Consider the following 20,612-nt stretch of genomic DNA (forward strand, 5'->3'; position numbering starts at 1 on the left):
GGCTTCGGCCCGAAGGCGTTGGCGCACATCCACGCCGGAACGGGCGGTCCCCGTCGCGCCACCTGGCTGGTGGTCGGGGCCGCGTTGGTGGTCGTCCTCATCTGCGGTGCTCTTGGCTGGCCCGACATGGGTACCGGCAACGATGCGATCAACACCTACTTCCTGTTCGCCGTGGCCGGTTCGGTGTGCCTGATGGTCTGCTATCTGCTCGTCGAGGTGGCGGCAGTGTGGTTCGTCGGCGCTCCCAAATTTGCCGACGTGCACGGCGGCAAGGGCAAGATTCTGGGCCTGGTGTTGCCGACCCTCGGAGCCGTGGTGATCGCGGTGGTGTTGTGGTTCAACGTGAAGGGTGCGCAGACCTGGTTGGATGCCCCGTTGCTCGGATTGTATTGGTGCGCCGTTGGGTTGGTGATCGCCATCGCCGCCTCTGGGATTGCGAAACGCGTTGGGGAGTCGCTGGCCGCAGAGCTGGCGAACACCCCCCCGGTGCATGCGGAGTGAGCACGCTGTACGACCGCGACGAGGCCGCCATCGCGGGGATCGAGAAGCTGCGCTTCTTCCCGTTGGAGGTCGTCTCCGGTCACGGCTCGACCCTGGTCACCCCGGACGGGCGCGAACTGCTCGACCTGTCGGCGACGTGGACGGCATCGGGGCTCGGCCACGGCCACCCGGCCGTCGTGGAGGCGGTGAGCCGGGCGGTGCGCACGGCTCCGGGCTCCGGCGGCTTGTCCGCGGTCCACCCCGATTCGGTTGGCCTGGCCGAGGACCTGCTCGCGCTGGTCCCCGGCGACGGCGAGCGTCGGGTGTACCTGGGGCACGCGGGCTCCGATGCTAACGACGTCGCGCTGCGGGCCTGCAGGCACGCCACCGGGCGGCGCACCATCATGGCGTTCGAGCACAGTTACCACGGCGGTGTTGGGGTGGCGATGGGCGTCTCGGGCGTGCACGTCGACGCCGGTGTGCCGCCGGATCCCGACGCGGTGTTCCTGCCGTACCCCAATCCCTTTCGGCCGGGCTTGGGCGGGCCCGACGAAGACGTGACCACCTGTCTGGACCTGGCGGAGCAGCACCTGGCAAGCGGCTCCATCGCGTGCCTGATCGTCGAGCCGATCCTGTCCGACGGCGGCTTGATCGTGCCGCCCGACGGTTTCCTCGCGCGCCTGCAAGCGCTGTGCCGCAGGCACGGTGTCCCGATGATCTGTGACGAGGTCAAGATGGGGCTGGGCAGACCGGGCACCCTGCACGCCTTCGACCACGACGGCATCGCGCCCGACATCGTCACGTTCGGCAAGGTGCTCGGCGGCGGCCTGCCGTTGTCGGCGGCGGTCGGGCCAGCGGAGATCCTCGACGCACCGCCCGCAGCGGCGCTGCTCACCACCGCGGGCAATCCGGTATGTACCGCGGCAGGTCGCGCCGTGCTGGCCACCATCGTCGGCGACCAGCTGGCCGACAGGGCCGCGAAAGTCGGTGCGCTGCTGGCCGATGGGCTGCGCGCCCTGGCGGGCTCGCCGGGCGCCGATCGGATCGGCGACGTCCGCGGGCGCGGCCTGGCGATCGGCCTCGAGCTCGTCGACCCCGATACCGGGGAGCGCGATCCGCGACTCGCCGCGCACGTGGTCTACCGTGCCTGGGAGTTGGGAGCGGTCGTGTACTACGTTGGCGGCAACGTCCTGGAGATCACGCCGCCGCTGGTGCTCACCGAAACCGAGGCGGGCCGGGCGGTCGAGATGCTCGGCGCGGCCATCGCGGACGCGGCCGCGGGCAGAGTGAACGCCGAGGAGGTCGCACGGTATGCCGGTTGGTGAGTTGCGGGACGTGTTCGCCGGGGTCGACGACGAAGTGCCCGACGGCCTCGCAGACCATCTGCGCGGCGTCGCGCTGATCGACCACCACGTGCACGGCACCTTCAACGAACCCGTCGACCGGGCCGGTTTCGAGGCGGCGATCAATGAGGGGTCAACCGACCCCGTGCCGGCGTTCATGTCCCAATTCGATTCACCGCTGGGCCTTTCCATCCGTCGTTGGTGCGCGCCGCTGCTCGGGCTCGATGCGCTGGCCTGCGCCGACGACTACTGGGCGCGCCGCAACGAGTTCACTCCCGACGCACTGGCCAGGCTCATGCTGCCGGCCGCGGGGGTGTCGCGCTGGATCGTCGACACCGGGTTCAAGGGTGACCTCATCACCACACCCGAGCAGCTCACCGAGCTCAGCGGGATCCCGTCGTCGGAGATTCTGCGCCTCGAACGTCTCGCCGAGGACCTGCTGGAGAACGGCACGTCGCCCGACGACTTTCCGGACGCCGTCCGGTCGGCACTGCGCAATGCGGTGGACTCGCCGGATGTGGTGGGAACGAAGACGATCTCGGCCTACCGCACCGGTTTCGACATCGACTGGTCGCAACCGGGCGATGCCGACGTCGCCGCCGCCGCCCGCGAACTGGCAGGCCGGCCGCACCCGTTGCGGCTCGACAGCCCGGTGCTGATCGCGTTCGCGGTACACGAGGCCGCCGCGCACGGACTACCCATCCAGGTGCACGTCGGCTTCGGCGACCGCGATCTCGACCTGCACCGCACCGATCCGATGCTGCTGCTGCCGCTGCTGCGCACGATGACACCCGTACCGGTGCTGCTGCTGCACTGCTATCCGTTCCAGCGTCAGGCGGGCTATCTCGCCCAGTCCTTCGACCACGTGAATTTCGATGTGGGACTGGCCATCAACTACCTCGGGGTCCGTTCGACCGGGCTGGTCGCCGAGGCGCTCGAGACGGCGCCGTTCGCCAAACAGCTGTACTCCTCCGACGCCTTCGGACCACCCGAACTCCACGTGCTCGGCTCGGTGTTGTGGCGGCGCGCCATGGGGCTGGTGCTCGGCGGCTGGGTGCGTGCCGGGGACTGCACCGAGCAGGACGCCATCCGGATCGTCGACATGGTCGGCGTGCACAACACCGAGCGGGTATACGCGCTTTGATGCACGATGCCGCACCGCTTTTCGAGTCGCTACGGCGGTTCGTCGAGCGCGGCCAGGCTCCGTTCTACAGCCCGGGTCACAAGGGTGGCCGGACGCTGGATCCCTGGTTCCGCGAACACATCGCCGCGATCGATCTGAACAACCTTCCTGACACCGACACGCTGCACTGCCCGGAAGGCCCGATCCTCGAGGCCGAACGCCTGATCGCCGATGCGTGGGGTGTCGGCCTGAGCTTCATCCTGGTTCAAGGGTCGACGAGCGGCAATATCGCCGTTGCACTTTCGGCGCTGCGGCCCGACGAGCCGGTGCTGGTGGCACGCAACGCGCACAAGTCCGTGCTGGCGGGTCTGGTGCAGGTCGGAGCCCGCCCGGTCTGGCTCGAACCCCGTTGGGACGCCCGGTTCGGTGTCGCGCACGGCCTTGACGCCGACGACGTCGAGCGGGCGTTCGGCGAGAGTGGCGCCAAGGCGCTATGGGTGCTGCACCCGACGTATTACGGCACCACCGGCGACATCGCGGCGCTGGCCGAGCTGTGCCGTCATCACGACGCCAAGCTCCTTGTCGACGGCGCCCATTCCCCGCACTTCGCCTTCCATCCCGACCTACCGACCCCTGGCGAAAGCGCCGGTGCCGCAGCCACCGTGCAGTCGGTGCACAAGATCCTGTCCGGCTTGAGCCAGGCGGCGGTGCTCCACATCGACCCGGCGGTGCTCGATCCGGCATCGGTGCGCCGGGGGTTGCAGCTGATCCAGACCACCAGCCCGCACTTCGCGATCATGGCGTCGATCGACCTCGCCCGGCGACAGATGATGCTGCACGGCCGCGAACTGCTCGACCAGACCCTGGCGCGAGCCAGGGATGCGGCGGTCCGGCTAGCGGCCATCCCTGGTCTGCAGGTTCTGCGTCCCGAACATCTCGCAGGCGCGGGCACCGGGCTGCACCAGCTCGACGAGACCAAACTGCTCATCGGAACCGCGGGTCTTGCCGCCGACGCCCGCGACATCGTCGAGCGACTCAACCGCGTGCACGGTGTCCAGCCGGAGTTGAGTGGCACCGGGCACGTGTTGTGCATCACCACGATCGGCAATACCGCCGACGACGTGGAGCGGTTGATCGTCGGCTTCGAGGAAGTCGCGACCCACGTCGGCCGAAGGAGCGTCGACCCAGAGACCGGAGAGACCGGGTTGATCGGCGATCTGCTCGCCGTGCGTCCGGACACGGTCCTCACGCCGCGGGAGGCGTTCTTCGCGGCCGACGAGGCGGTTCCGCTGTCGGCCGCAGCAGGGCGAATCGCGGCCGAGGCGATCACCCCCTACCCGCCTGGCATCCCCCTGGTGATGCCCGGTGAGCGGCTCAGCACCGACGTCATCGACCTGCTGCGGGCGCTACGCAACGCAGGCAATCCGATCAGCGCATCGGATCCGACGATGGGCCTCGTCACGGTCGTCCTTCCTACCTCGGCGTGTTGAGCGTGGCGGCCAGGTGTTTCGGCGCATTCTGTGGCGGGCGTTCCTACGCCTGGCCACCGCGGCGGTCATCGAAGCCCACGACGAATGGCGGATCACCCGCCGCTACCTCTCCGATGTCTCCATGGCCGAACTACGCGCGTCATCGCCAACAAACCCGCCGCCGCATCACTTGCCAACAGCCCTAAATCACCTAGCGTTCAACATGACTCGTTGATCACAACGCGTGAGCCACGCCAGATCCGAAGTCCACCAACCCACGGGACGCTATCGGCTCCGTTGGGCGCATAGCCATTAGCAATGCGAGCTGCATGTCGAACTTGGGCTGCCGACAGGGGTTCGCGCACGCAGGAGGCGGCACGTCCGTGCCTCTAGCATGGCTGCAGCCCTGAGGCCAATCGCAATGGGTAGAAGCAGAAACGGTGTGTCGGAGGCCAAATGTCATCGACTGGCGGTAAGTCAGTCCAATTCTCCGGTAATGGACCGTTGAAGACGCTTGCCAAATGGGCTTAGCCTGGCATACCAATCAGGTCTAGCCAGGGTCGACGGGTGAATCCGAAGCGGTATCGCCCTCATCCCTAACTGACTGGTCCACGACGATGTGAACCGGGAGGTGCTCGGCGCGCCAACAAGCCGCAGAGCGCAAGCCAAACGTGAAAGTGGACGGCACGGTAGCGCTGCGGCATCCCATTCACACGTGCTCTCGGTTCCACCGCACCTACAGAAGGGAAGTACCTGCACATGAGCATGAGGCGAGTTCGGGTAGCCGTTGATGTCGGTGGGACGTTCACCGACATCTGCGTGTTCGACGATGAAACCGGTCAGAAGCGGGTCGAAAAGGTTCCGTCGTCGGTGGATCCCATCCATGCTGTGCTCGCCGGTGTAACCAAAGCGGGTGTCGATCTCCACGATGTGGCCTTGTTCTGTCATGGCACCACCGTCGCTACAAACGCGCTGATCACGCGGCGGCTGCCGCGGGCCGCGATGATCACGACGAAGGGTTTCCGCGACATCATCGAGATCCGCCGCGGTAACAAGGAAGATCTCTGGGACGCGTACAAAGACGTTGCGCCGCCGTACATCCGGCGCCGGGACCGTCTCGAGGTGCGTGAGCGCGTCGACTACGCCGGACAGGTGCTCGAGCCGCTGGACGAGGACGAGGCCAGGCGCATCGTTGGCATTGTGCGGCGCAAGGGTGTCACGACGGTCGCGGTCTGCTTCATCAACGCCTACGCGAACCCGGCCAACGAACGGCGTATGGCCGAGATCCTGGCCGAGGAACTGCCGGACGTGCGGGTCACCACCTCCAGCGATGTGCTGCCGGAGATCTTCGAACACGAGCGATTCTCCACCACTGTCGCCAACGCCGTGCTGGCGCCGCTGGTCAGCGGTTATGTCAACCGCCTCGGCAGCGACCTCAAGGGCGGGGGTTACGAGGGTGATTTGCTGATCCTGCACTCCGGTGGTGGCGTCATGACACCGAAGACGGTGGAGAAGCTCGCGGTGCGGCTCGCCGCGTCCGGTATCGCCGCCGGCGCCATCGCCAACCGCCACATCGCCACGCTCAGCGGACATCCCAATGCCATCGGCCTCGACATGGGCGGCACCAGCACCGACATCTCGCTCGTCGCCGACGGTGTGCTGCGGACCACCAAAGAGTGGCAGGTGGAGTACGGCTACCCGATCTGCCTGCCCAGCATCGAGGTGCTGACCATCGGCGCAGGTGGCGGATCGCTCGCGTGGTTCGACGAGGCCGGAGCACTGCGTAACGGACCGCAGTCGGCGGGTGCGACACCAGGCCCGGCGGCCTACGGCAAGGGCGGCACGAAGCCCACCAACACCGACGCCAATCTGGTGCTCGGCCGGCTTGGCGGCAAGCTCATCAATGGCGGCATGACCCTGGACGCCGAGGCTGCCGAAGCCGCTATCCGCGAACATGTTTCGGAACCGCTCGGAGTCAGTGTGCAGGAGGCGGCGACGTCGATCCTGCGTGTCGCCAACGCCAATATGGCCGACGCCGTCCGGCTCATCTCGATCCGCCGCGGTTACGACCCGCGCGAATTCGCCCTGGTCGTCTTCGGTGGTGCCGGACCGCTGCACGGTGTCGATCTGGCCCGCGAGCTGTCCATCCCGACGGTACTGGTCCCGCCGAACCCGGGGATCACCTCGGCGCTGGGTTGCCTGCTGGTCGACATCCAGCACGACCTGTCCACCATGTTCCTCGGCCGGGTGGACACGGCGTCGCCGCAGGATGTGGAAGCTGAGTTCAAGAACCTCGAGGCGGAGGCTCGCGAGCGGCTCAGCAGCGAGAATGCCGCACCCGAGGATATGCAGCTGATCCGGACGATCGATATGCGTTACCTCGGTCAGTGGCGGTCGATCGCGGTACCGGTCGGTTCGGAGATCGAAGGTCTCGACGACATCGTCGCGACGTTCCACCTCGAACACGCCCGTGAGCACAACTTCCGGCGGGACTCCACACCGGTTGAGGTCTACCGACTCAATGTCACGGCGATCGGCACCGTACCGAAGCCGAATCTCCCGGAATACGAATTGCTTCCGTCGACGCCCAGTCCGGTGTCCTCACGTCCTGTGTGGTTCCCGGAAGAGAACGGTGCGGTCGACACACCGGTGTATGACCGCGACACGCTGGCTGCAGGAGCGGTGATCGAAGGCCCCGCCATCGTCGAACAGCTCGACTCCACCACACCCATCCCGCCCGGTGTCACTGCAGAAGTCGACGCCTGGCTCAACTTGAGGATCTCCGTCTGATGACCACCACGCTGACCCCTGAATCCAACTACACGCTCGACCCGGTGACGCTCGAAGTCCTCAAGAACTCGTTCACCACCATCGTCGACCAGATGGCCGAGCAGATCCTGCGGACCTGCCACTCGTTCGTCATGTACGCCCGTGACTTCTCGTCGGCGTTGTGCGACCGCGAGGGCAACACCGTGATGCAGGGCAGCGCTGACATTGCCGTGCATGTCGGAACCCTGCACTTCACCGCAAAGGCCGTCATCAAGGACTTCGGTGACGATATCCACCCCGGTGACCTGTTCGCGGTCAACGACCCGTACCTGGGTGGTACCCACTTCTCCGATGTCCGGATCGTGCGGCCCATCTTCGCCGACGGGGAACTGATCGGGTTCTCACAGTCCAACGGCCACTGGGCAGATATCGGCGGCCGGGTGCCGGGCTCCTTCGACGTCACCGCCAAAGAGCACTTCGGCGAAGGGCTGCGTATCCCACCGGTGCGCATCTCCGACCGCGGTGTCTACCGCAGCGACGTCGCGAAGCTCATCGTGGCGAACACCCGCGCGCCCGAGGCCGCAGAGGGTGACCTGCATGCGCAGATGGAAGCCACCGGGGTGGCCGAGGCTGAGCTGCTGCGGCTGGTCGAGAAGTACGGCCGCGAAACGGTTCTCATCGCCATGCAGGATGTCCAGGATTACGTCGAGCGGCTAGCCCGCAAGCGTGTCCTGGAACTGCCCGACGGCACCTGGGAAACCACCGACTACCTCGACTACGACCCGGACAAGGGTGAGGGCCTCGTTCCCGTCAAGGTGAAGATGACCATCGCGGGAGACCGGATCAGCTACGACCTGTCCGGATCGGGTGAGGCCGTGGCGACCTTCCTCAACGGAACGTTCGGCTCGTCATTCTCCGGTCTGGTCACCGGCACCAAAATGTTCTTCCCGGACATCCCGCTGAACTCCGGGTTCTACCGCCTGATCGATGTCGACCTCGGGCCCGAAGGCACCGTAGTCAACGCCGTCTGGCCCACCGCCGTCACCGGCTTCTGCTCCGGTTCCTATGGCAAGGTGGCCAACGCCGTCTTCGAGCTGTGGTCGCGGGTGCAGCCGGAGCGAGCGATGGCCTGCTGCACCGATATCGAGTACCTGTTGGTCGGCGGACGTGACGGTCGTGAAGACGGCGGCGGCATCTTCATGTGGTACGACTGGATGGTCAACGGCTGGGGCGGTCGTAACGGCAAAGACGGCTCCGGCGCCACCTCGGCGGTATTCGGTTGCGGCGAGTCGATCCAGCCTCTGGAAGGGCAGGAACGACTCTGCCCCGTGGTCACCACGGAGCACCAGATCGCCGTCGATTCCGGTGGCCCCGGCCAGTTTCGCGGTGGGGTCGGCGTGCGTAAGGGTGGTGTGCTGACCGGTGTCGAGAACACTGTCATGTCATACTGCTGCGATCGCTCCCGCTCCATCACCTGGGGAATGTTGGGCGGCCTGCCATCCCTGCCACACGATGTCTGGCTGAGCCGATCGGGCAACGAACCCGAGTACCTCGGCGCCATCTTCTCGGGCGTCCAGGTCGAACAAGGCGATTCGTTCACGCGGCCATCTGCCGGCGGCGGCGGGCTGGGCGACCCACTGGAGCGGGATCCGAAAGCGGTGCTCGAAGATGTCATCGACGATTACGTGAGCACCGAACGCGCGTTGAAGGACTACGGCGTCGTCATCACCGAGATCGACAAGGACATCGACGAGTTCGAGTTCGACGAGGCGGCCACCCAGTCCGCCCGTGCACGCATTCGCGGCGCCAGAATCGGGTGGCTGCAGGAGGATCCCGAGACGGTGGCCCAACGGTACCGCGACGGTGAGCTCGACACCCTAGATTTGGTCCGCCAGTACGGCGTCATCTTGGAGTGGGGCACAGGCGAACTACTTCCAGACACCACCTCGGAATACCGCAAGATGATTGCGACCCGCGCGGTCAGCTACTGGTCGCCAGCCGACGACAAGAGCTGACGAGCTAAGGATCCCCGGATCCTACGGTCCTAATACAGGGAGTGTGCCGGGGGACGCCGCAAGGCAGCCCGGCACGCCCCTTGCTCTGTTTGCGGTTCTTCGGGTGACTCAACGACGCCTCGCCTGCGTCCATCGATCAAACAAGAGGATACAAAATGTGGATCGCCCACGACCGTCAACCAGGCTGCTCGCCGTCGATCGAAACCGCCTCCTATGCAACCAATTCAACCGATTCATCGTTCGCGCAGCGCTCCAACGGCCCCGCACCGGCGGCGTTGCGCCGGGTGTTGCGCCGGACCAGGGACGGGGTGGCGCTGAATGTGGACGAAGCGGCCGTCGCGCTGACCGCCCGCGGTGACGACCTCGCTGACCTGTGCACCAGCGCGGGCCGGGTGCGCGAAGCCGGGCTGCCACTGCCGTTCGTGCACCAGTCCTCTCCGCTGTATCTGTCCGGAGCCGCCCGCCCGGGCCCGACGCACCGCGACAACCGTGCCGTGCACGCGTTGGCTCGAATCATGTTGCACGGCAGGATCTCCAACATCCCACCTACGCAGAAACGCCGCCTAAACCGGAACGCCCCCTTCGGCCCGTATGCGGGCAGAGGCGGTAGCCGAAATTGGTTGCCGCGGTTCGGCTATTGCTTGCGACCTCACTCACTGGCCGCCAGCAGAGTCGGCCGGGGGTCCAATGGCAGTTGCGCCTCGAACGTCCGCCATGCGCGTGCCAGCCGCCGGACGCCGAGCACCAATGTGTCCCTGTTCTGGACGAACTGCAGCCGGACATGGTCATCGCAGGTCCCGTCGACCGTGAGCGAACTACCGGGTATCACGTTGACTCCGTGCAACAATGCGAATTGCGCGAACCGTTCGGCGCTGCCGTAGGGTAGCCGCGCCCAGAACGATAGGCCACCCGCCGGTCTGTTCCACGACCAGCCGGGAAGGAACTCGGCGAACGCCGCCTCCAGATGATCGAGGCAGGAAGCGATTTCGGCGCACCGGATCTGTCGCATGCGGTCGGCGCGTTCCAGCAGCTGTACTGCGATGAGCTGAGACAGTAGCGAACTGCCCATATCGTTAACCGCTTTGAACTGCGAAAGGTGTGTAGTGAGGGTTCTGGGTGCACGAATCCAACCCACGCGGAGACCGGGCCAGAACAACTTGCTGAACGAGCCGATGGTGATCACCGGTGCCGAGTCCGAAATCGCAGCGAGTGCCGTCGGTGCCGGTCGCCCATCGTCGATCAGGAGCGGCAGCATGGTCTGATCCTCGACCAGGGTCACCTGATGTGCATCGACCAAATCGACGAGCGCCTCGCGGTCGGCCTCGGACATCACCGTCCCCGTGGGCGCCTGGCAGGTCGGACCCACGAACACCAGACGGGGGTGATTTGTCTCGATCAAGTCGTGGAGCACTTCGACGCGCAGCCGCTCGGGATCAGCAGGTAGCGGCTGTATCCGAGCCCGCAACATTCGGAAGGCATCTATCGCACCCGGATAGGAGGGGTTCTCCAGGATGATGTTCTCGCCGTGGGGCGCATACAACTGGCCCAACAGCCAAATAGCTTGTTGCGCACCAGTTGTAATCAGAATCTGCTCTTCGGAGGTCCGCATCCCGGTGGTTGACTCGACGTAATCGGCTACCGACTGCCGTAACGTCTCCAGACCCCGTGGCTGGTATCCACTCAGCAGCGCGAGGGCTTCGACCTTGGCAGCCGCTTCGGTCATCGCCTCGCGGATCAACGGGCCGACACTTGCCTGTAGTGAAACGGTGAAATCGACGGTCGAACGCGAGCCATCGGGTGTCGCTGACCGCATCATCGGGTTTCGTGCGATGCTGTCCAACGCCTCGTCGTTGGCATACGGGGCTGGTCTGCCGTGCTCGTGATGACGTATCCACGTGCCGCTGCCTTGCCGGCGCTCGACGCGACCGCGGTCGCGCAGTTCGGCGTAAGCGGTCACCACCGTCGTCCTGCTGATCTGCAGGGCAAGTGCCAACGACCGTTCAGGCGGCAGGCGGGTGCCGGGGACGAGATCGCCACGGTCGATGGCTTCTTCGATCTTCGAAACCAGCTTCGAATAAAGCGGACCGGGGTTGTGCAACCAATCCCCCATGGTCTCGGCGATCTCGGATCCGCTGGCCTCTAACGGGATAGACTCCATTCGATCCAATCTTTCCTATTGGCCTCTTGTTGCCATCATCTAATGGACTCTAGTCTGCGTCTATGGCACTGAGGTTCAATTTAGATGATCAGATTTCGTCAATCCCCACTGTAGCGGCCGAACTGCTGTCTTCCAGCGTTGCACCAGCTCTCGACGGAAACCGTCCAATCATCTTTACCGGTATTGGTACGTCACTGCATGCCGCGCGCGTTGCCGCGGGCTGGGTCACCTGCTTGACGGACGGAAGAGTCCGGCCGTACGCCGTGGACGCCCATGACATGGCAACAACGCTGCCGCTGACGCGCGACGACCAGATCATCGTGATCAGCCACCGCGGTAGCAAGATATTCCCCACCGCAACTCTGGAACGCGCGGCCCAGGTCGGGGCGACAACCATCGCCGTCGTCGGGCAAACCGCACCGGAGCAGCCGGCCGATGTCACCTTACGTACCTGCGCCAACGAAACCGCAGGCACCTTCAGTGTCTCCTACATCGCCTCGATGGTGGTCCTGGCCAAGATCGCCGCACAGTTCGACAAGGACGGCAGATACGGTTTCGCGCAGGCGCTGGGCGAACTGCCCGCGACCGCTGAACGGACCATTCTCAACTCTGGGGCAGCCGCGGCAGCCAAGATCCTCAACCAGTCAAACCCGTTGCTGCTGGTCGGTTTCGGCGCGGACCTGCCGACGGCACAAGAGGCCGCTCTCAAGATCAAGGAAGGCGCCTGGATGTGGACCGAGGCCATGTCGCCCGAGTTCGCGTTGCACGGCACCCCCGCCAGCTACCACTCGGAGATGGCCGCGGTGCTCATCGAACCAGCTTCGACGGCGGTCGACGGGGGGCGGACCGAAACCCTCAACAAGGCTCTGACCGATCTGGGTCTGTTCGCCGTACTGTCCTGCGCCGAACGCGAGGACGCGGCCCTGTCGTTCACCGCGCCGGGCCCACTGCTGCGACCGGTCACCGGGATCATCCCGTTCCTGCAATTGACCGCCGAACTCGCCGCGCTACGCGGTACCAACCCAGACACCATGCACGGCGACCGTGAGCCCTGGGCGACGGTTATGAAGGGGCTTCGACTCTGATGGCTTCAGCACAGAGGCGCATCGCGGTCGTTCAGGCGCCGGCAGTCGCGTTCGACGCGGTCGCCGGCCTGGCTGCGCTGCGCGACTACGCCGGGCAGGCGGCTGACGACGGATGTGACATCGTCGTTTTCCCGGAGGCGTATCTGGGAGGGTACCCCCGGGGCATCGCCTTCGGCACTGCCGTGGGCATCCGAACTCCGGAGGGTCGTGACTGGTACCGGCGTTATCACGCTGGGGCAGTTGATATCCCAGGACCAGTCACGGCCGACCTTGCCGCGATATCCGCGGAGCTGAAAATCTTCATGGTCGTTGGTGTCATCGAACGTGCCGGCGGAACGCTCTACTGCACCGTGGTCTTCATCGACCCGCACGACGGAATTATCTCCACTCGCCGGAAATTGATGCCCACAGGTACTGAGCGGCTTGTCTGGGGGCAGGGTGACCTCGCCCAATCACCGGTGGTGCAAACCCGATTCGGGGCAGTAGGCGCCGTCATCTGCTGGGAAAACTATATGCCGCTGCTACGCGCCTACGCATACAACGAAGGCGTGCAGCTGTGGTGTGCCCCGACTGCGGACGCTAGGGAGACCTGGGAAGTCGCGATGCGCCACATCGCGGTGGAAGGTCGCTGTTATGTGGTCAGTGCCAATCAATTCACCCGCCGTAGTGACTATCCGGATGACTATCCCCTCGATGTTCCGGCGGACACCGTGCTGTGCGACGGCGCGAGCATGATCGTCAATCCCACCGGCACGGTTCTGGCCGGCCCGGAGAGAAGTGGCCCGGCAATGCTCACGGCCGATATCGATTTTGCCCAGAATATCAGGGGCGCTTTCGACTTCGATGTTTCGGGTCATTACTCCCGATCCGATCTGTTCACCTTGCTGGTGCGTACCGAGCGTGACGAACTCGTGCAGAAAGTTGGCCGCCAGCGAGACATGAATGTTGTGCGACAACGAATTTCGTGATCAATAGGTGCAAGACACTCAACTTCGGCTCGTAAGACGAAATTGAGCAACTACAGCTGAGACGGCGCTGTCTCTGATTCCACATCGCAACAAGGAGTTCCCCATGACAGAGCCGCAGTCACCTGTGAACGTTCCGCTGCAGACTTTCGACGACGACGACCCCAGGGTCGTGGCAAAAGCATCGACCGAGGATTACGCGCTACACGTCGCACCGCATTCCTGGCGGTCCGGCCGGGTGTCAATGATGATGGCCTGGTACGCCTTCGCCAGTGCGATGTTCTGGCTGATCGTAGGTGCAACTGTCGCTCAGGTCGTCGGAACGGTGGACACGATCATCGGTCTGGCGCTGTCGGTGCTCGCCTACAGTGTCATCGGGGGCACACTGAGCCGGTTCGCGGCTCGGACCGGTATCTCCAGTGCGATGTTCTCGCGCGCCCTCTTCGGTTACATCGGTGCCGCCGTCGCGCCGTTGATCGTCGGCGCCACCGCGCTGTACTACGCGGTGTTCGAAGGTTCGGTCATCGCCGTGGTGTTCCACGAGTACACGGGCTTTGGATCCATTTACCTGTGGTACGCAATTGTCGCCGCGTACAGCATTCCGTTGGTGATCGGCGGCGTGCGCACCTGGCTCGACAAGCTCAACGGTGTGCTGTTGCCGTTCTACTACGTCGGGTTGGCGGTGGTGGTGGTCTGGGCCATCGTGCGTGACGGCTACTCCAACGACTGGCTGACCGCACCCCCGGCGACGCCAGATCTGGACCTGCATGCACCGGGATGGTTCTTTGCCTTCACCACATATATGGGCGTCTGGATCATGATGCCGTTCACGTGGGACTTCGCCCGCCTAGCCCGGCTCAGGGATGACAAGCTCCATCGCTGGCTGACCTTCGGCCCGTTGTTCTACGTACTGACTCTGGTGGTCAACGCGTTGGTGGGAATCTTCCTGGCGCACAGCATCGCCGCCGGTGGACACCTGAACGAGCTGTCGGCGGTCTCGGCAATGGTCGGACTCGCGGGAATCGTCGGCGTAGCGCTGGTATGGGTCAGCCAGACCCGAATCAACACAGCGAACTACTATCTGGCGAGCATCAACGCCGAGAGCTTCTTCGCGCGGTTATTCCGGATCAATCTTCCCCGGCGTATCTGGGTCTTCGTGATCGGTGTGGCGGCTTTCGCGCTGATGCTGACCGACGCGACCACCTACCTGCTCAAGGCGCTGCAGTGGCAGGGGGTCCTGGTCGTCGCCTGGGTTGCGGTTGCCCTGGTCTACTTGGCTTTCGCCCGACGTGACGGGCTCACCGCGCAGGACTTCGAGTTTCGCGCCGGCCGTATTCCCGCGTTCAACGGAGTAGGCCTGGTCGCCTGGTTCGGCGCATCAGCTCTGGGCATCGTACTGGTGCAAGTGGGCGGTTCGTGGGGCGCGACCTGGTCGGCGCCGACAACTTTCGTGGTCGCTGCCGTTGTGTACGCGATCGGTCGGCTCGCCACCGGTGACCGGCACGTGGTACTTAGGCGGCCGCACGATCCTCGCGATGAGGTCGAAGATCGCTGGGAGACCCGGATACGTTGCGCATCATGTGATTTGCACTACTTGGCCCAGGAGATGGACCGTAATCCGGCAACTGCCGATCACGCACCCATCTGCGCGGAGTGTGCCAGCAATGATCATGCCTACCGTCGAGCGGCATACGCGCAAGCCAGGGCGTTCAACTCATCAGGTGCACACTCGCCGGCGGTGAACGAGTCGCCGTCCAAGGCCACGCAGCATAGGTCGTAACCGGTTGGCTGCCCGGCAATGTCGCCGGCGGCGACCTTCCTGCATGTCTTGCAGGTCTCAGTGAAAGAAACCGATAGAGAAGGGATTTCGTGCAACATGAAGATGAGTGCCTATTTATTCCCAAAGCCGGGCGAAGGTGAGTTCGAGAAGTTCATCGACTCGGTGGTCGCGGCTGAGGAGGCAGGCTACGAACGTGCGTGGGTTTTCGATTCGCAGATGATCTGGAAAGACGTCTACGTCTACATGTCCCACGCCCTGGCCGCGACTAAGAAGATCGCCATCGGTACCGGTGTGACCAATCCGTTCACCCGGCACTTCACCGTTACCGCTAGCTCGCATGCGACGTTGTCGCAGATCTATCCCGGCCGCGTGATGATGGGTATCGGCCGCGGCGACAGTGCCCGGCGGACGATCGGCCTGAACCCGTTCCCCACCGACCAGTTCAGCGAAGTGGTTCGTGACATCCAGAAGCTGATGCGCGGTGAACCGGTGTCGATCGTCGACAAGTCCGGCAAGACCGGGCCGGAGACGCGCATCGTCTGGGCGCAGGAGGTCATCCCGACGATGATGTCGGCCACCGGGCCGAAGAACCTGAAGATCGCGGGTGCACTCGCCGATATCGTGCAGCTGCAGATCGGTAGTCACCCGGATGCCGTCCGTTGGGCTTTGAAGTATGTCAAGGAGGGCGCCGAGTCGGTCGGTCGGGATCCGAGTGAGATCGAGATCGGGGTGTTCACCGCGATGTTCGTCAGCGAAGATCAGGAGAAGGCCTGGGAGTTCTGCCGGTTCAGTGCCAATATCGCCGCCAATCAGCTTGAGGACCTGGTGCGGTTCCACAAGGGAATTGAGCTTCCCGGCCCGCTAGATCGGTTGGTCAAGACGCCGCGTGCCAAGTACGACTACTGGGGCGGGCATTGCGAGTCCGATGCGGCGCACATGGTGATGCCGGGTGAGGTCGTCGATGACTTCGCTATCGCGGGCACCGCCGAGAAGTGCCTCGCGCGTATCGAGGAACTTGCGGCTCTGGGTGTCGACGAGATCGCCCCCGGTGTGCTCAACGGTGAGGTCGAGCAGATCAGGAAGGTCGGCGAGGAGATCGTGCCTACGGTCCAGAAGATGTCGATCGCCAAGTGGTATGACCTGGTGTGAGCTGAGGTCGAGTAGTTGAAGGAACCGGTTGGCGTTGGATCATGCTGGGCTACAAGGTGATCCAACGCCGAAGCCGTTGTCCTGCCCGTTCTCGGCGGCATCGGCGAAGTTATCTGGGCGAGGTGAGATATGAGTGAACTGAAACTGGGTTATAAGGCGTCTGCGGAGCAATTCGCACCGCGACCTGGAACCCCGACTGCGAAAGCTCGGGTAGTGCATCGCTTCGATGCCGGTGTCGACGTCCTGCTCGCGGTGAAACGACTGCAGTGGGCCAAAACACGGCTGGAACCGGCGCTGACCGGTCCGTTGCGGTGCGCCACGGTGCTGGGGATGTTCGTTGATACCATCACCGCTTGCTCGCTGGTGGAAGCCGTCCGTTCGATCACCGTCATCACCTCGGACGAGTCTGTCGCGGCTGCCGCGCAATATTTCGGCGCCAAAGTGTTGCCGGAACCGACGTGTCATGTGCACACCGATTCGCTCAACATGGCGTTGCGGGCCGGCGAGGTCGCGATTGCGCGCGGCCGTAACAGAGACAGCCTCAATATCGCGGTGCTGCAAGCCGATCTACCCGCATTGAAGCCAGCCGAGCTGGCCGCGGCGTTGTCGCACGCACGATCTGCCCGGCGTAGCTTCGTGCCCGATCAACAGGGAGCCGGAACCGCAGCATTATTCGCGTTCGGAGTCGAACTCGAGCCTCGGTTCGGCGCGAATTCGGCTCTTCTGCACCGACGTTCGGGTGCCATCCGGCTCAGTGGTGACTGGCCCGGTCTGCGACGTGATATCGACACCCCCTACGACCTGGTCGCCGCATCCCTGCTTGGCCTCGGGCGTGCGACCACCGCAGCGCTGCAACCGGTGCTGGCCAGCCCCCACCCCACCCCACGACAGGGGCATCAGTACAGTCCTCGCTCACGGTAGCTCGGGAGCGCCATCCTCCGGATCCGCGACCAACGGCGTGGCTCGCTTCTGCGCGAATGGCTTGTCGACAGTATGACGGCCGAGTACCGCGTGGCGAGACCCGGCCGTTTAGCGCAAGTCGCCTCGACGCGTTGGTCCGATGGGGAAGCGTCCGCTGACGAACGGGGTCAGCGTCCGCAATTCGGACTGCGCCCCTTGAAGCCGGCGACCCGCAACACCGAGCCGTCCACCCGTCCCATGTCCAATTCGCCTGCATTGACGGCGCTCTCCAGCCGGTCCAGCACGGCGGGCACCTCGTCGGTGGTCACCCACAGCGCGACGTCCGCGCCGGCCTGCAATGCGCGCAGCGAGGCCTCGGCGACGCCGAAGTGATCGGAGATGGCCTTCATGCTGGACAGATCGTCGGTGAACACGGGGCCGTCGAACGGCGGTCCGCCGTACTCACCGGAGCGCAACAATCCATACACGCCCGGTGTCAGGCTGGTCGGCTGGTCGGTGGTCAGTCCCGGCACCTCCAGATGCCCGACCATGACGGCGACGGGCGCCACGGTGGTCAACGTGCGGTACGGGATGAGGTCGCTGGACTGCAGGTCCGGCAGCGGCGGTGTCGTGACGTCGCCGAGGTGCGAGTCGCCGGAACCGTGGCCGTGGCCGGGGAAGTGCTTGAGCACCGGCAGCAGCCCGGCATCACGAAGTCCCTGGGCGTACGCGCCCGCATACTCGGTGACCTTGGCGGGATCGCTGCTGAACGAGCGGTCGCCGATCACGTCGTCGTCCGGCTCGGTCGTCACGTCGACGACGGGCGCGAAGTCGATGGTGATGCCCAGCTTCCGCATCGCCGCGCCGCGCTCGAACGCGATGTCGTGGACCTCCTGCGGGGTACGGGTCTGCGCCAGCACCCGAGGCGACGGCTGGCTGCCGATGAGGCTCGACAGCCGTTGCACCCGGCCACCCTCCTCGTCGACGCTGACCGCCAACGGCAATGGGCCCGCCGATGCCGCGATGTCGGGAATGGTTCCGTCGGACAGCATCGTCAGGTCCGTCCAACTGCCGACGAAGATGCCACCGACGTGATGCGTGGCCACGACGGCACGCGCGTCGGCGGCGCCGGTGACGCCGACCATGAGCAGCTGTGCCAGCTTGTCCCGCGTCGACATGGCCGCCAGCAACGCCGGGCCGTCCCCGCACGCCGGTGGCGGAGGCGTCTCGCCAGAGGACGATTGAGTGGCGGTGGCGGCGCCCGAGGACGACTCCGAATCGGGCGATGAGGCGGGTCGCGCACCCGACGAACACGCCATCGTCAACGCCGCAACGGCAACCACGGTGCACAGGGCGCGGGGAAGAGCCATGATCAGTGAGGCTATCGGGCGCCGTGCTACGTTGACCGAGTGGACCGCTTCGTACTGCCCGCCGCCGCGAGCATCGTCGTCGGACTGCTGCTCGGCGCGGCCGCCATCTTCGGTTTGACGCTGATGGTCCAGCAGGACACCAAGCCAACCGTCCAACCCGGTGACCCGGGTTCGTCGGTGCTCAACAGGGTCGAGTACGGCGACAGAGGTTAGCTCCGGGGCCGCGCCCCTGGCGCGGCGCTGGCTGTGGGTGGTCGCTGCGGCGGCACTGGTCCTGACGTTCGCGCAGTCGCCAGGACAGATCTCCCCCGATACCAAGCTCGATCTCACCGCGAACCCGCTGCGCTTCCTCGCGCGCGCGGCGAACCTGTGGAACAGCGACCTGCCGTTCGGCCAGGCGCAGAACCAGGCCTACGGCTACCTCTTTCCACACGGGGCCTTCTTCCTCGGCGGTGATCTGCTCGGGTTGCCGGGTTGGGTGACGCAGCGGCTGTGGTGGGCGCTGCTGCTCGTCGTCGGATTCTGGGGACTGCTGCGCGTCGCCGAGGCGCTGAGCATCGGCAGTCCCTCGTCCCGGGTGATCGCCTGCGTGGCGTTCGTGTTGTCCCCGCGCGTGCTCACCACCCTCGGCGCGATCTCGTCGGAGACGCTGCCGATGATGCTCGCGCCGTGGGTGCTGCTGCCGGTGATCCTGGCCCTGCGGGGTACGGGTTCGGTGCGGGTGCTGGCCGCGCGCTCGGCGATGGCCGTTGCCCTGATGGGGGCGGTCAACGCGGTGGCCACCCTGACCGGCTGTCTGGCCGCGCTGATCTGGTGGGCCGCCCACCGACCGAACAAGTTGTGGTGGCGGTTCACCGCGTGGTGGGCGGCGTGCTCGGTGCTCGCGGTGCTGTGGTGGGTGGTCGCGCTGGTGATGCTCGGCCGAGTCAGCCCGCAGTTCCTGGACTTCATCGAATCGTCCGGCGTCACAACGCAGTGGCTGTCCCTGACCGAGGTGCTTCGCGGAACCTACAGCTGGACACCGTTCGTCGCGCCCAATGCGACGGCGGGCTCGTCGCTGGTGACGAGTGCGGTGGCGATACTGGCGACGACGCTGGTGGCCGCGGCTGGCCTGGTCGGCCTCGCGCTGCGGACCATGCCCGCGCGGGGCCGGCTGATCACCATGCTTCTGGTCGGGCTTGCGCTGCTGGCGGTGGGCTACTCCGGCGGACTCGGGTCGCCGGTGGCCCACCAGGTGCAGACCTTCCTGGATGCGGCGGGCACACCGGTGCGCAACGTGCACAAGCTCGAGCCGCTGATCCGTCTCCCGCTGGTGCTCGGCCTGGCCCACCTGTTGGGCCGTATCCCGTTGCCCGGCACCGTGCCCCGCCGTCAGTTGGTCACCGCATACGCACATCCCGAACGCGACAAGGGGGTGGCCGTCGGCATCGTCGTGCTCGTCGCGCTCGCGGCGGGCACGTCGTTGGCATGGACCGGCAGGCTCACCCCGCCCGGCGCGTTGACGGCGATCCCGCAGTACTGGCATGACACCGCCGACTGGCTCGACGCGCACAACACGGGAGACGAACGGGGGCGGGTGCTGGTGGCGCCCGGCGCACCGTTCGCCACCCAGACATGGGGCAACAGTCACGACGAACCGCTGCAGGTGCTCGGCGACAGCCCGTGGGGGGTGCGCGATTCCATTCCGCTGACGCCACCGCAAACCATTCGCGCGCTGGACTCGGTGCAGCGTCTGTTCGCCGCTGGGCGCCCTTCTTCAGGGCTCACCGATACCCTTGCCCGGCAAGGCATCTCGTACGTCGTGGTGCGCAACGATCTGGACCCGGATTCGTCGCGTTCGGCGCGTCCCCTGCTGGTCCACCGCACCATCGACGGATCCCCGGGCCTGACGAAGGTGGCGCAGTTCGGCGACCCGGTCGGTCCTGGGACGCTGGCGGGATTCATCACCGACAGCGGGCTGAGGCCGCGCTACCCGGCGGTGGAGATCTACCACGTGGACGCCTCGG

At 65.5% G+C, this 20,612-nt stretch carries 15 protein-coding genes and 2 pseudogenes; 14 read left to right on the top strand and 3 right to left on the bottom strand.

Annotation, left to right across the window (positions count from 1 at the left end; translation table 11 throughout):
• The 6 genes and pseudogenes from QOC69_RS28000 to QOC69_RS28025 form a co-directional block, all read left to right on the top strand.
• Nucleotides 1-501: pseudogene (locus tag QOC69_RS28000) on the top strand (APC family permease); the annotation flags it as partial.
• Nucleotides 498-1,805, top strand: a complete 1,308-nt coding sequence (locus tag QOC69_RS28005; protein WP_526445784.1) for a class-III pyridoxal-phosphate-dependent aminotransferase — start codon at nt 498-500, stop codon at nt 1,803-1,805. The pseudogene QOC69_RS28000 and the gene QOC69_RS28005, both read left to right, overlap by 4 nt.
• Nucleotides 1,792-2,967, top strand: coding sequence for an amidohydrolase family protein (locus QOC69_RS28010; protein ID WP_526445785.1), 1,176 nt, complete (start codon nt 1,792-1,794; stop codon nt 2,965-2,967). Before QOC69_RS28005 ends, QOC69_RS28010 begins: the two co-directional genes overlap by 14 nt.
• Nucleotides 2,967-4,436, top strand: a complete 1,470-nt coding sequence (locus QOC69_RS28015) for an aminotransferase class I/II-fold pyridoxal phosphate-dependent enzyme (protein WP_526445786.1) — start codon at nt 2,967-2,969, stop codon at nt 4,434-4,436. The genes QOC69_RS28010 and QOC69_RS28015 overlap by 1 nt, the downstream gene beginning before the upstream one ends.
• 738 nt (nt 4,437-5,174) lie before the next feature.
• Nucleotides 5,175-7,205 carry a hydantoinase/oxoprolinase family protein gene (locus QOC69_RS28020; protein WP_526445787.1) on the top strand — a complete coding sequence of 677 codons (2,031 nt, stop codon included), beginning with the start codon at nt 5,175-5,177 and terminating at the stop codon, nt 7,203-7,205.
• Complete coding sequence (locus tag QOC69_RS28025) at nt 7,205-9,199, top strand: hydantoinase B/oxoprolinase family protein (protein ID WP_526445788.1); 1,995 nt, start codon at nt 7,205-7,207, stop codon at nt 9,197-9,199. The genes QOC69_RS28020 and QOC69_RS28025 overlap by 1 nt, the downstream gene beginning before the upstream one ends.
• A 233-nt stretch (nt 9,200-9,432) precedes the next feature.
• Here the strand turns inward: QOC69_RS28025 and QOC69_RS28030 are convergent, their stop codons facing one another.
• The gene (locus tag QOC69_RS28030; protein ID WP_526445798.1) at nt 9,433-9,627 is read right to left on the bottom strand and encodes a hypothetical protein; all 195 of its coding nucleotides are present in this window, start codon (nt 9,625-9,627) and stop codon (nt 9,433-9,435) included.
• Here QOC69_RS28030 and QOC69_RS28035 point away from each other — a divergent pair.
• Nucleotides 9,607-9,741, top strand: a pseudogene (locus tag QOC69_RS28035) (hypothetical protein); the annotation flags it as partial. The gene QOC69_RS28030 and the pseudogene QOC69_RS28035 overlap by 21 nt on opposite strands.
• A gap of 107 nt (nt 9,742-9,848) precedes the next feature.
• Here the strand turns inward: QOC69_RS28035 and QOC69_RS28040 are convergent.
• Complete coding sequence (locus QOC69_RS28040) at nt 9,849-11,357, bottom strand: aminotransferase-like domain-containing protein (protein WP_526445789.1); 1,509 nt, start codon at nt 11,355-11,357, stop codon at nt 9,849-9,851.
• A gap of 62 nt (nt 11,358-11,419) precedes the next feature.
• On the opposite strand from QOC69_RS28040, the gene QOC69_RS28045 reads away from it, so the two are divergent.
• The 5 genes from QOC69_RS28045 (at nt 11,420) to cofC (ending at nt 17,257) form a co-directional block, all read left to right on the top strand.
• A complete protein-coding gene (locus QOC69_RS28045) occupies nt 11,420-12,442 on the top strand; it encodes an SIS domain-containing protein (protein WP_526445790.1) in 1,023 nt (340 codons plus the stop codon).
• Complete coding sequence (locus QOC69_RS28050; protein WP_526445791.1) at nt 12,442-13,410, top strand: nitrilase-related carbon-nitrogen hydrolase; 969 nt, start codon at nt 12,442-12,444, stop codon at nt 13,408-13,410. The genes QOC69_RS28045 and QOC69_RS28050 overlap by 1 nt, the downstream gene beginning before the upstream one ends.
• 103 nt (nt 13,411-13,513) lie before the next feature.
• On the top strand, nt 13,514-15,187 hold the full coding sequence (locus QOC69_RS28055; protein ID WP_526445792.1) for a purine-cytosine permease family protein: 1,674 nt from the start codon (nt 13,514-13,516) through the stop codon (nt 15,185-15,187).
• A 96-nt stretch (nt 15,188-15,283) separates the two neighbouring features.
• Nucleotides 15,284-16,336 (top strand): LLM class flavin-dependent oxidoreductase, encoded by a 1,053-nt coding sequence (locus tag QOC69_RS28060; RefSeq protein WP_526445793.1) that lies wholly within the window; start codon nt 15,284-15,286, stop codon nt 16,334-16,336.
• A 213-nt stretch (nt 16,337-16,549) separates the two neighbouring features.
• Nucleotides 16,550-17,257 carry a 2-phospho-L-lactate guanylyltransferase gene (cofC, locus tag QOC69_RS28065; RefSeq protein ID WP_526445794.1) on the top strand — a complete coding sequence of 236 codons (708 nt, stop codon included), beginning with the start codon at nt 16,550-16,552 and terminating at the stop codon, nt 17,255-17,257.
• Between the two features lie 167 nt (nt 17,258-17,424).
• Here the strand turns inward: cofC and QOC69_RS28070 are convergent, their stop codons facing one another.
• A complete protein-coding gene (locus QOC69_RS28070) occupies nt 17,425-18,606 on the bottom strand; it encodes a glycoside hydrolase family 3 N-terminal domain-containing protein (RefSeq protein WP_526445795.1) in 1,182 nt (393 codons plus the stop codon).
• Nucleotides 18,607-18,645: 39 nt separating this feature from the next.
• Between QOC69_RS28070 and QOC69_RS28075 the strand changes: the two genes are divergently transcribed.
• Nucleotides 18,646-18,819, top strand: coding sequence for a DUF2613 family protein (locus QOC69_RS28075; RefSeq protein WP_526445796.1), 174 nt, complete (start codon nt 18,646-18,648; stop codon nt 18,817-18,819).
• A 16-nt stretch (nt 18,820-18,835) separates the two neighbouring features.
• On the top strand, nt 18,836-20,612 hold a 1,777-nt coding region (locus QOC69_RS28080; protein ID WP_526445797.1), incomplete at its 3' end, for an alpha-(1->3)-arabinofuranosyltransferase domain-containing protein.

Origin of the sequence: Mycobacterium sp., from assembly GCF_032162105.1 — a bacterium.
GTDB lineage: Bacteria > Actinomycetota > Actinomycetes > Mycobacteriales > Mycobacteriaceae > Mycobacterium.